At 54.1% G+C, this 11,960-nt stretch carries 12 protein-coding genes and 1 pseudogene; 5 read left to right on the top strand and 8 right to left on the bottom strand.

Annotated elements, in window-relative coordinates:
- Positions 1 to 51 precede the first annotated feature (51 nt).
- Positions 52 to 330: a hypothetical protein gene (locus MW046_RS17540; protein ID WP_247995815.1), complete on the top strand. Its 279-nt coding sequence runs from the start codon at positions 52 to 54 to the stop codon at positions 328 to 330.
- 59 nt (positions 331 to 389) lie between these two features.
- Here the strand turns inward: MW046_RS17540 and MW046_RS17535 are convergent, their stop codons facing one another.
- Entirely contained in the window at positions 390 to 830 is a 441-nt protein-coding gene (locus MW046_RS17535; RefSeq protein ID WP_247995814.1) for a metal-dependent hydrolase, read from the bottom strand.
- 749 nt (positions 831 to 1,579) lie between these two features.
- Between MW046_RS17535 and MW046_RS17530 the strand changes: the two genes are divergently transcribed.
- The 4 genes and pseudogenes from MW046_RS17530 to MW046_RS17515 all read left to right on the top strand — a co-directional run bounded on the left by MW046_RS17530 (position 1,580) and on the right by MW046_RS17515 (position 3,976).
- A complete protein-coding gene (locus MW046_RS17530; protein ID WP_247995813.1) occupies positions 1,580 to 1,813 on the top strand; it encodes a hypothetical protein in 234 nt (77 codons plus the stop codon).
- A pseudogene (locus tag MW046_RS17525) lies at positions 1,785 to 2,135 on the top strand (inorganic phosphate transporter); the annotation flags it as partial. The gene MW046_RS17530 and the pseudogene MW046_RS17525, both read left to right, overlap by 29 nt.
- 502 nt (positions 2,136 to 2,637) lie before the next feature.
- Positions 2,638 to 2,910, top strand: a complete 273-nt coding sequence (locus tag MW046_RS17520) for a hypothetical protein (RefSeq protein WP_247995812.1) — start codon at positions 2,638 to 2,640, stop codon at positions 2,908 to 2,910.
- Positions 2,911 to 2,935: 25 nt separating this feature from the next.
- On the top strand, positions 2,936 to 3,976 hold the full coding sequence (locus tag MW046_RS17515; RefSeq protein WP_247995811.1) for an NAD(P)-dependent alcohol dehydrogenase: 1,041 nt from the start codon (positions 2,936 to 2,938) through the stop codon (positions 3,974 to 3,976).
- On the opposite strand, the gene MW046_RS17510 is transcribed toward MW046_RS17515, so the two are convergent.
- The 7 genes from MW046_RS17510 to MW046_RS17480 all read right to left on the bottom strand — a co-directional run bounded on the left by MW046_RS17510 (position 3,971) and on the right by MW046_RS17480 (position 11,876).
- Entirely contained in the window at positions 3,971 to 4,741 is a 771-nt protein-coding gene (locus MW046_RS17510; protein ID WP_247995810.1) for an SDR family NAD(P)-dependent oxidoreductase, read from the bottom strand. The two genes, MW046_RS17515 and MW046_RS17510, sit on opposite strands and share 6 nt — an antisense overlap.
- Before the next feature lie 77 nt (positions 4,742 to 4,818).
- Positions 4,819 to 6,117: a TRAP transporter large permease gene (locus MW046_RS17505; protein WP_247995809.1), complete on the bottom strand. Its 1,299-nt coding sequence runs from the start codon at positions 6,115 to 6,117 to the stop codon at positions 4,819 to 4,821.
- Positions 6,118 to 6,168: 51 nt separating this feature from the next.
- Complete coding sequence (locus tag MW046_RS17500) at positions 6,169 to 6,720, bottom strand: TRAP transporter small permease (RefSeq protein ID WP_247995808.1); 552 nt, start codon at positions 6,718 to 6,720, stop codon at positions 6,169 to 6,171.
- A gap of 20 nt (positions 6,721 to 6,740) precedes the next feature.
- Positions 6,741 to 7,745, bottom strand: coding sequence for a TRAP transporter substrate-binding protein (locus MW046_RS17495; protein WP_247995807.1), 1,005 nt, complete (start codon positions 7,743 to 7,745; stop codon positions 6,741 to 6,743).
- 166 nt (positions 7,746 to 7,911) lie between these two features.
- Positions 7,912 to 8,865 carry a mannonate dehydratase gene (locus tag MW046_RS17490; RefSeq protein ID WP_247995806.1) on the bottom strand — a complete coding sequence of 318 codons (954 nt, stop codon included), beginning with the start codon at positions 8,863 to 8,865 and terminating at the stop codon, positions 7,912 to 7,914.
- Positions 8,866 to 9,360: 495 nt separating this feature from the next.
- Complete coding sequence (locus MW046_RS17485) at positions 9,361 to 10,134, bottom strand: IclR family transcriptional regulator (RefSeq protein ID WP_247995805.1); 774 nt, start codon at positions 10,132 to 10,134, stop codon at positions 9,361 to 9,363.
- A 491-nt stretch (positions 10,135 to 10,625) separates the two neighbouring features.
- Entirely contained in the window at positions 10,626 to 11,876 is a 1,251-nt protein-coding gene (locus tag MW046_RS17480; RefSeq protein WP_247995804.1) for an SGNH/GDSL hydrolase family protein, read from the bottom strand.
- Between the last annotated feature and the right edge of the window lie 84 nt (positions 11,877 to 11,960).

The following is an 11,960-nucleotide window of genomic DNA, read 5'->3' as shown; positions in this document are numbered from 1 at the left end:
CCTCCGTCGGTTCCGGCCAACAACTAAGTACGTTTCTGAAGAACAGCGAGTATGGATCGAACGATAACACTCAAGCGCCTCGTTGGACTCGATCCGACGCCCGTCGGCATCGGTAGCCACAAGCGAACCGTCCACGAATGCACGGTGTGTAAAACGGAGTTCGATACCTCGGGGACGATCTGTCCCCAGTGTGAAAGTCAACTCTTCCGGCGCAAACAGATCACGCCGAACGCACGGTTCAATCTGCTGTTCGTGCTGGTCATGGCTGGGTTCGCGATCGTCTCTAACATCATAACGGAGGAGTACCCGAAAGAAGGCCCGGCGGCGTGAACCATCCCGTTCCCGACCGAACGATGGCTGATCGAATCTGAGGGCGGCTCTGAGGGAGATCACGGGAGGTCCTCCTGAAACAGGATGATACCGATCGACACTGTCCAGAGCAAGACTGTCGCAATCGGTCCGTGAACGGGAAGTTCAGGGCTTATAGCAGTCTGGAACGGAAACAACCAGTCGATTCCCTTCGGTGATAGCGAATCGATAGCGAGATGGGAACCGATCGCTAGCCCCACGGCACGTTCGAGTGCACGCTCTTGACGGACGGCGTAGACGCTGAGGACGACCGCCAGCGCGAACAGGGGTGTATGGGTGATTCCACGGTGTACGAACGGCCAGCCCCACTCCGAGGGAAAACAGAAATCCACGTCCGGAGCGATGCCCATGAGCGCCCCGATCCGAGGATCGATCCCTGTGAACCCTCGAACGAGAGCGTAGCCGACGATGGCGTGAGTAGCCAACGCTTGAGTGAGAAACAATAGTCGTCCGATCTCCATGAAGGTCCCGTTGGATCGACGTTCTAACGTAAGTTGGGGTTCCGTCCATACGGGCGCGATGAGAGCGACCCTCCTGGGACGATGGATGTCGTTGCTATCGGTGCTGGCTCACCACTAAAGTATATAACCCCGGCAACGGACAGCAAAAGCAATATGAGACGGCGACCTACGCGGGAGATCCGACGGAAGGTCGGCGGCGGAAACCGATACACGGTGGCAGGATCGTTCGTATCGATAGCGTTCATTACACTAGTGGTTCTCGGCCGGTCTGGAACGATCCGTCAAAATCAAGCGGCAGTACGGATCCCCCCATGTGGGAGTCGAACGACTCCCATCCCTCACGGATCGATAAGGGTGCCGAGAGCCACTGCGGTCATCGGCTCGGAAGAAAATACACCTTGTTTTGCATCAGTCCGGCGATGAGGCTCAAAACGACAGTCAAGTCGCCGACGTAACAAGGAAGATATTATTTTCTGATAGGTAGTATATCACGTCAGACAGTGATAAAGATGTGGATAATCAGGTGTAGAGCTACATGATATAGTTAAAGAAAAAAGCTAGGGGTATGAATAGCTGTTTCAGGAGTTGACATAAACATCTGCACATCGCAGCATATTACCCATATTAACTTACTATTCATAGTTGAATGGAGCCGTGTTTCGACCGAAAGACTCGATTGGGTCATCCGCCAGCGATAGCATGCAGCAGCTTTTTCAACGCTCATTAAATCAGCGGGGGTGAAAGCCACAATGTTCTATGGACAGGAGGATCAACGGATCGAAGAGATCGATCGTCAGGAAGTAAAGGAGAGCAACGTACGGGTCGATCTGGGGTCAGCTGGTGTTTGTGGATCGAATCCACACGAATACGTGGCCGGGCCGATATTTATTCCGGACGAGACACCCCATCCTGTGACTGGTGAGGTAGCACTTGTACCGATGGGTCACGAATTCGCTGGCGATCGCAGCGATCGGTCTCGGTAGCTTCACGATCGCGCGTCGAACGCTCGATACCATCGGTGAAGGGCTGACTGATCTTCCGATCATCACGTGTTTATCGTATCTCGGGATTCCGGCAAGTCTCGTCGTGAGCACGACGTCGTGTATCATCGGCTTGGGGTGAGGCCGATCGAGTCGCGCCGTCACCCTCACAGAAGCGACGAGCGTCCGTCCATCGAAGTTCCGAAAATCGGGGAAGAAGATCCCCCAAGAGATACTCACGAAACCGCCCGTTCTGCTCGATCGGGTTGCCACGGGTCGAGTCGTCGTTCTCTGGTTGCTTACCCCGATCATCTCCACGGTCTGATCGTGATCTTCGCTCTCTTCTTTTGAGTCTTGTAGATGGATCGATAAGCAGGTACTCGGAGCTACGATAGTTTAATCCATATTTTAAATAGTAATTGAGATGTAACCATCACCGTCATATCGTCGTTGAGTAGGGATCATACACCGTATGATTCAATTTTATGGTCATAATTATGAAGTCTCTGATTCGAAGCGTTACACTACTTCTCCGCGGATCTACTGTGCAGTATCGAGTGTCGAAATTACACACCGATTCTCGTACTCGGGAGTCGGAGGTAGCAGCGCTCCAGTGGGATGTTTCCAAAACCTTTCGATGAACAGTCAGCATCGCTGGAAAACATGATGATCGGCTAGAGGCCTCAATCCGATCGCATCCCATTACGAAAGTACATCTGTAATCACAAACGGTCGTGTTATGGGTCGATCCAACGACGTTCCCAGCGGCGTTGCTCTCGATCAGTTCAGCGTCCGGTTTTAGTCCGAAGACAACTGTTCCACTATGATTGGAACCGAACGACGGACACGTCTGGTTCTCACTCATAGACGCAGACCGTCCACGAGGCAGTAGCGATGCAGACGAAGCGGTAATCAGTGATCGGTCGTACCGACAGTACGTTCGTGTAGCGGTATGTAACTCCATTTATCGAGGCGTTCAGCATTCGTCGGATCACCCGGTCACAGGAACAGACAGTTCGGACCGAACGATTCCAACGATCATGTACGGCGGCCATCCCGATCGGCTCTTGGTTTCGACCGACCGTCACCAAAACGCATAAACACATATGAGCTAACATGCTACGTATGCGGACGTGTGTATTATCGGACGTTGGTGAGCTTTCACTCGTCGAGCGAAACCGCCCAACTGTCGAGGCGGACGAAGTTCTGGTCCGGATCGATTACGTCGGGATCTGTGGATCAGACGTACACTACTACCAACACGGGGAAAACAGCGGAAACGTCGTCGAATTCCCGCACGTTCTGGGCCACGAAGCGGCAGGCACAGTAGTCGAGACCGGGTGTGCGGTGAGTACCGTTTCCGAATCGGAACAAGTCGCAATCGAGCCCGGAATCCCATGTGGTGACTGTTCACACTGTTCGGGTGAAAATACGTACCATTTGTGTGAACGAATGCGTTACATGTCCTCGCCTCCAGTCAACGGGGCGCTCCGAGAGTACGTCGCGTGGCCAGCGGAATACGTGTATTCACTTCCCGACACAGTCCCTCTTCGGGCGGGGGCACTAGTCGAGCCACTGAGTGTTGCGATGCATGCTTGCGAGCGGGCCGACGTTACCAAAGGTGATACGGTTCTCGTTACAGGTGGTGGTCCGATCGGACAACTGGTCGCGGAAGTCGCCATGGAGCAAGGTGCAGCGGAAGTCGTCCTGACGGATGTCGTACCGGAAAAACTCCACTTGGCCGAGCAACGAGGCGTCGATCATACGGTCGATGCCTCCTCCGAAGAGCCAGCGGCGGTGATTCATGATCGAATCGATGCGGACGGGGTCGACGTGGTCCTCGAAAGCTCCGGTGCCGAAAGCGCGATCGAGCAGACGACGGCAAGCGTCAAACGTGGCGGAACCATCGTTTTCGTCGGAATCCCGTTCGACGCACCCCTGCCGACGGACGTCGTTGGATTGATCGGTGGAGAGTACGATCTGAAAGGATCGTTCCGTTTCAGCAATACGTATCCGGATGCCATCGAAGCGGTTCAGACAGGACGAATCGATGTCGAGGGCATCGTGAGTTTCGAGCAGCCGTTTACTGATACGCACGCAGCGTTCGACCGGGCCGCTGAACTGGAGAGCGTGAAGGGTATCGTCCGCGTCAACGGACAGTCATAGCGAACTGTCGTCGTAGCCCCCATCGATGGTAATGATCTCACCAGTCGTGAACGCCGCTGCGTCGCTTGCGAGATAGACGGCAGCCCCTGCAATTTCGTCCGGTTGTGCGACCCGTTCGAGAGGGGTCCGCTCGTCGATCTGGGATCGAAGTTCGGTTCCTGTTTCGAAGGCATCACCAGCTAACGGCGTCTCGACGAATCCGGGTTCGATCGCATTCACACGCACTTCTGGACCGAGGTCGGCTGCTGCGGCGCGCGTTAGACCATTGACACCGCTTTTGGCAGCGCAGTAGGCCGGTCGTTGCTCACGGGCTTGTCCCGCGGACATCGAGGAGATATTGATGATACTTCCAGCATCCATTCCGCGCCCGAAAATTTGACATGCCCTGAAGACGCCGGAAAGGTTCGTGTCGATGTCCCGCTCCCATTCCGTTGTGTCCATCTCCGTGATCGGAGCTTTCGCGACTGATCCGGCGGAGTTTACCAGTACGTCTATGCCACCCAGGTCGGACGAAGCCGTGTCGTACAGTCGCTCGATGGAACTTCTCTCCCGAACGTCACAGGTGATCGTTGCTGTGGCTGCCCCCCGGGAACGGAGTTCCTCTGCTGTTTCGCTAACCGCATCCTCATGGCGGCTCGTTGCAACCACGTCTGCACCATCGTTTGCGAACGCCAACGCGATCGCGCGGCCGATACCGCTCGTCCCGCCGATGACGACCGCTGTCTTATCTGAAACACTGACAGTCTGATCTGATACATCAACCATATACAGCATCGATAACGATCGGATACACCTTACTCTTGTGATCGTCGTGGTCCCGGAACCGTTCGACTGCGCAGATTTCACGCGAGTCCCATCGTTCGGGGAAGCCACATCACGAGACTCGGGAACACGATCGTGAGCAAGAGAACGATAAGAAGCGGAACGTAGAACGGAACCATGTGTCTGGTGATCCGTTCGAGCGAGACACCGGTGACTGCGTTAAGAACGAACAGGATAACACCGAACGGTGGCGTCAGTAGCCCGATCATCAAGGTGATAATCATCACCACGCCGAAGTAAATCGGATCGATGGCCGTCTGTTCGATGATCGGCAGGAAGACTGGCGTGAGAATAGTAATGGCTGCTATCGTTTCCAACATCAAACCGACGATGAACAGCACGCCAGCAATCACCAACATAATGATGAGAGGATCAGTCGAGACTGTCATGACTGCCCGGGCCAACACCTCCGGGAGCTGCGCACGTTGGATGAGAAAGCCATAGAGCGATGCGGCGGCAACGATGAACGTGAGCGACGCCGTCCGCGTCATCCCGTCCTCGAAGCTCGTTACCAACTCCTCCCAACTGAGCGCATCGTAGAAGACAGTTCCAACGAGGATCGTGTAAAATAGAGCGATCGCTCCCGCTTCCGTCGCGGTAAACAGCCCTCCTAAGATCCCGCCGATGATGAGTACCGGCGTGCCCAGGGCAGGGAGTGCCCGATAACACGTTCGACCGATCTCACCGACAGACCACCAGTCACCACGGTCGTACCCGTGCCTGTTGGCGTAGAACGTGCAGAGTATCATGAGGCCAAGTCCCATTACGAGACCCGGTATGAGACCTGCAATAAACAGGGTCCCGATCGAGACCTGGGCGATGACCCCATAAATGATCAGCGGGACGCTTGGCGGAATGATCGGTCCGATGATCGAAGATGAGCCAGTTACTGCGACACTGAATCCCTTTTCGTAGCCCGCATCGCGCATTGCCCGATACTCGATCGCACCGAGTCCGGCAGCGTCGGCTGCAGCCGTTCCTGTCATGCCGGAGAAAATAATGCTTGCAACGATGTTTACGTGCGCCAGTCCGCCGCGAATCGGGCCAATAATGGCGTTCGCAAAGTCGAAGATAACGTCCGTGAGACCGAGAGCGTTCATTAAGAGTCCCGTCTGGAGGAACAACGGAATCGCCAGAAGAACGAAGGAGTTGCTTCCCCGGACCATGGTTTGAGCAACGAGGAGCGGCTCAAACGGAATCGATGTCGTCCACATCAGAATCAGGCTCGTAAGACCGAGCGCATAAACGACTGGAACTTCGATCAGATAGAGCGCGAGCAATATGCCGACAAACAGCATGAGGAGTACAACGTCAGCCATCAGACTCGCACCTCCTGTAACGGATACCGACGGAAACGATCGGCGAGCGCGTTAGTTCTCATCGTCACCACCTCGTTTGATATCTGTGAGCACCGTCTCCGGGGACATAACCACCGCCCATAAGTCTCGGACGCTGTAGACGGCGATGATCACACCACCGACGATCACTGGAACGTACAGCCACGCTTGTGTGAACGGCGGATGGGTCGGCAGTGCGCCGATGACCGAGCCCCTGTTCTGTTGATAGAGCGGATAGGCACCAGCAGTAAGAACTACGACGAATACAAACACGAGTACCGTTCGAAAGCCTATTAGCACTCGTATCGTGCTATCCGACAGGCGCGAGACGAGAAGATCGAGTGAAACGTGTTCGCGTTTCCCACTGGCTACCGCCGCCCCGATGAACGTGACGTAAACGAGGAGCATCTGTGAGAAATTGACGGTCCACGGCAGATTGCTTCCGATCACCGATCCGAGTACCCAACGCGTCAGGATTTGCAACCCGACGACCAGTATCATCAGTACGTACAAGCACAGAGCGAGAGCTTTGACTGCCTGGTCGAAATAATGAGTGACAGACGGCGTATCGCTATTTTCAACCATGTTTTTGATCGTGTTATCGTTCAAATATTTCTCACGTCCGCTAATGACGGCTGCCAGTTCTGGTTGAACTGGGCTTGGAGTGGCTTTTCGGCTGCTGCCAGCCACGCATCGCGGTCCGGTTCGACTATGTTCATTCCGTTACTCTCCAGCTCGTCGATAGTTTCAGATTCTGAATCAGCGATGCGGCTACTGAGATCTTCGATATGCTGTGTGAGCGTTTCGGAAACGACAGTTCGGTCGTCTTCGGACAGCGCCTCGAACGCATCCGTATTGAGAGTGAACCAGCCCGTCGAGGCTAGATGCTGGGTCAAGGTGTAGTGACTCTGTACCTCATACAGCGACGATGAGAGGGCCGTTTTTGCCGGGTTTTCTTGGGCTTCGACGACGCCTTGCTGTAACGCGCTGTACAGTTCATCGAAGGCAACGGTCGTCGGACTGGCACCGATTCCTTCCCAGATATTTACCCACGGAGAAAGATCTGGGACGCGGAGATCGGTCCCGTGGATCGCTTCCGGCGTTTCGAGGGCACTCTTACCGGATATGTGACGATAGCCTCGGTAGATTGGCGGACCGACGAGCCGTTGATTGCCCTTTTCACGGAGCCGTTGTCGGCCATCGTCTAGGTGCTCCGTTTCGAATGCGCGTTTCTGCTGGTCCCAGTTTTCGAACACGAACGGTGATTCGACCCAGAAGTTCTTCGGGTCGTAGTCGATAACCCATCTCGTGCCGATAATCGTCCCTTCGATCGAACCGATACGCGTCTGTTCCATCACTTCCTGTTCGCCGCCGAACGCCGGTTCGATGGTGATAGAAACGCGGTTGTTGGTCTCCTGTGCGACAGTGTCCGCCCAAGACTTCGCCATTTCGTTGATGACGTGGCCACTGGGAAAGACGCTTCCAATAAGCATCGATTGACCCTGGTCACTAGAACCATCCCCGGAACAGCCCGCGAGCGAGGTGACTGCACCGGTACCCCCGAGCAGACAGAGCTGTCCGATGAAATCGCGCCGACTCTGCTGTGGCATATTCCGCAACTTTGTACACAACCACTTATATCTTTCCTAATCGTCCATTTTAATCATCATCTGTGAGAATGAGGGGCGCGGCTAATGATCGTAAATGAACGCAATAGCCATCTCTAGCGTGTGGCTGGGAATCAATCGAAAAAACGTCCCATCGAAGACCGGAAAGCTACGCCGTCTGTTCGATCAATCCTTTCATATATCCGATGGCGAACAGCCGACCCATGTCGGTATAGCCAGCGTGCGCTCCGTCTCGGTCCTTTTCTCCGGCCATTCTCGGAACATGGTCGGGCCGAATCGGACCGTCGAACCCGATATCACGGTATGCTTCGATGGTGGCACGCATATCCGTCGGACCGTCGTCGTGCCACGTCTCGACGAACGACTCGGCAGTCCCTTCGACATCACGGAAATGCACGAAATGGATACGATCCCCGAGACGGCGAATCGCTGATGGAATATCGGTTTTCATCGCGGCGAAATTCCCCTGACAGAAGGTGACGCCGTGATTCGAACTCGGGTGAAGATCGAGAATGCGTTCGTACTTTTCAACCGACGTGACGAGACGCGGAACACCACGAACCGGGGAGAGCGGTGGATCGTCGGGATGAAGCGCCATCTTCACTCCCGCGCGTTCGGCCACCGGAACGACCTCGTTGAGGAAGTATTCGAGATTCTCCCAGAGTTCCGTCTCAGTAATGCCCGCTTCAGGGTGATCGTCGGCTTGTCGATCCCATGCGTGATCGTATCCGGATTTTCGAGACCCCCCGCGATCAGGTATCGAATCGGATGTCCGTACGACTCCGACGGGGTTTTCGGTCCAGACCCAACTGTACGTGTCGATACCAAGCTTCCCCATATTCCTGAGTAACTGCTTTACTGTTGCTATCTCTTCATCACGTCCTTCCTTTCCGAGAACGGTGCGCGTCATTGGGGGCCTATCTTCGACCACTCGCAAGGAGATGTCGTGGTCTTCGAATCGGTTTCGTGTTCGAAGAAGTGTGTCGTATTCCCACCAGTCATCTATCCCCCAAAAGCGGGCAACACCACAGTTCACGCCGATCTGCTTGGCGAGCGTCCATCGTCTATCTGGCGAGGGCGGCAATATCAGTGCTGGATCCATACGGGAGAGGGTGAGTAGCCGCTTCATATGTAAGCTTTACCATAGTCCACCCACATCAATTATGTAATATTACACGCCATCTATGACACCGCTTCACGACCCAGCATCGGACAGGGGGATGACTCCAGCGAACCAACCCTGCCGTCCGAAATGGCTACAGGACGGTTACCCTCGATAAAAGAAAACGTCTCACAGGACGTACCACCGATAGTAGAATCCGACGGCACTGATTCGATGCGTCCGTTCGACGATGAGTGCGAACGGTGTTCGTTCGATTTAGCAGTCATCGCCGCTACGACCATCCACCATGATTGGACCTCTATCGGATCCGAGTTCAATGCATCAGCGTTCCGAACTCTTTACACTCGTACTAGTGTAATACGCACAGACTTCGATCGGCGAACAGGCGATAGAAGCACTCGGTGAGAAACGAGATCGACGCGATCTAGTGGATAGCTCGTTGCGTTCACCCATCGAAGACGGTTTTACATGAGGTTACTCGTATGCGATTTTGACCTCCACGACGTTCGCGTGATCTTTGAGTGCTGGCAGTAGTTCGTCGTCGATCCGATCGTCATCGAATCGTTCCTTGGGTCCCGAAAGCGAGATAGCACCCATAACCTGATCTTCGATCGTGATCGGAATACCGATCGATCGGATCCCCGTACGTCGTTCCTCGTCTTCGAGGGCAAAGCCACGCTCACGAATAGTCATCAATTCGTCGAAGAGAGTGTCCGAATCAGCGATGGTGTTCGCTGTAGCGACCGGAAAACCGTATCGCTCGACGACTCTCCGCACGTAGTCGTCGGGGCGTTCGGCAAGGATCGCCTTCCCTAATGCGGTCCAATGCATATTCGTGTATTCACCGACGAGCGCGTTGTCATAGACCGCTTCACTTCCTTCCGACTGATACAAGATAACCCGTTGACCGTTCTCCTCGGTACCGAGATTCGCAACCTCACCCGTACTCTCAGCAAGATTGTCGACCTCCGACGTAGCGACCGAATAGACGCTCAAATCGTTCCTAATAACTGAACCATCCCTGAGAAACCGTAATCCCAACCTGAATCCATCCTTATCCTTGATGACGTATCCGATGTCTTCTAACGTCTTGAGATGGACATGAGCCGTGCTCGTAGGAATATCGAGTGCTTCGGCGATGTCGTTGATACGCATCGGACCGGATCCCCGTAAGATATCGATAACTCTAAACGCACGCTTGACTGCATCGATCCGTTTGCCACCGCCGTTCGAGTCATCGAAACGCATGGTACAGACACCACACCGATACAGATAAATTCTACTATGAGTGGACGCCGCTTCGAAAATCCTCTCCGTGAAAAGTTACCTCGATCACATGGAGTATGTATCAGTACTACAGTCGTTGTTATACCGATTTAGTAATACAGATGGCTTAGGGAAGATAGTTATGAGACATCTTTCGCTTCCCGGTATCCGTATTCCATATCAAAATACAAATAATATATCTATCATTTTATATATATGTGTGTGTGTAATATTATTGTATAAATGGAATTAACGTATTTTTCGCATCAGGGACGAGCTGACGTCGATATGTTCAGATTTGCAGTAGACCATACGACATCTATGGCATGAAAAATTCTGATACCAGTGTGTTTGCCGTTTCTACCGTCATGGGCTTTCTTCGTCCTGTTTCTAGCATTCATACGCGACAGAAACCGTGAAGACGACGATAACGTCTCATGGCTTCTGATGCAGTCGCGCATCTCCGCACAGACTCAAGTTATAGCATGAGGCGTCGGGGGCCCTTTGAGCAGAGACAGATCGACGGCGTTTGCCATCGCTCGATAGCCCGCATCGCTCGGGTGGAGGTGGTCGCCGCTGTCGTACTTCGGGCGTAGTCGTTCTCGATGGTTCGGATCGCGAAGTGCTTTATCGAAATCGATCACCCCATCGTACTCATCAGTGGTTCGTATGAATTCGTTCACTGTCCGCCGCTTTTCGGCACCGCTTTGGGAGTAGTAAGACGCGCCTTCAAACGGAGTCAGCGTCGCTCCAAAAACGTTCAGACCCGCGGCATGTGCACGTGCGATAATCTGTTTATGCCCACGGATTATCTCCTCAGCCGAAACGGAAGCTGCTGGGTCGTTCGCACCGAATCCGATGTCGTTGATTCCTTCAAGGAAAACGACGTCCGACACGCCCGTCTGGGCGAGAACATCGTGATCGAACCGCGCTACCGCACTCTCTCCGAATCCAGAATCGGGTGGGGAATCGTTGAGAACGCGATTACCGCCGATCCCGGCGTTTACCACGGCTTTGGGAATGGATGGACGGTCGTTGAGGCGACGAGCCAGATAGTTCGGATAGAGGTTATCCGTGATCGAATTGCCGAAACAAACGACGGTGCTTTCTCGCTTTTTCGCCGCGACCTCGATACCCTCAAGGAAAAACCAGGACGTGATCTCCGAAAAGCCGTTCCCAGCCCGGTGGGTGGTGCGATCACCACTGACGATGTAAGACGTTTTTCGCGCGGATTGATGGGCCGTTGGCGGACCTGTCGGATCCTGAGCATACAGATTGACTGCGAGGTCCTGCTCGGGTGTAACGGTGAGATCGATCGGATCACTCAGCGTTTTCGTCCCCGCTCGAACGGTAACGGAACGGTTACCACCAAAGGTTACCCGACGAAGAGACCCCGGTGTGAGCGTAGCCCCTGTCTCACGAATACCGACGGTGACATTTTCGAACGTCACCGATCGATCGCCGTATCTGTTGGTCAGTCGCACGCGAATCGTATCGCCTCCACGACTAACTGGAACGATCGATCGAAGCGTCTGATCGGCAAATCCCTGGCGATAGTCGCCAAGCGCAGTAGACGGCTCGTGGGGACTTGCGGTCCACGTGCTGATCCACTGTCGCCTCGGTTTTGGCTGGTCCGGCCCGGAAGACCTCTCTCCTTTCGCTGCCCCGACGCCGACCGGCACACCACCGAGAACGACTCCTGCGATAGCACTACTCGACCTCAATACGTCGCGCCTCGTCGAATATGTACCTTCGTTGCCCACACTAATAATATATTAATCTTATACTTATATATTATGACTATGATA

This window comes from Halocatena salina, assembly GCF_023115355.1.
Classification (GTDB): Archaea; Halobacteriota; Halobacteria; order Halobacteriales; family Haloarculaceae; genus Halocatena; species Halocatena salina.
Note: the sequence above shows the minus strand (reverse complement) of the source record. Positions and strands in the feature narration are given on the sequence as shown.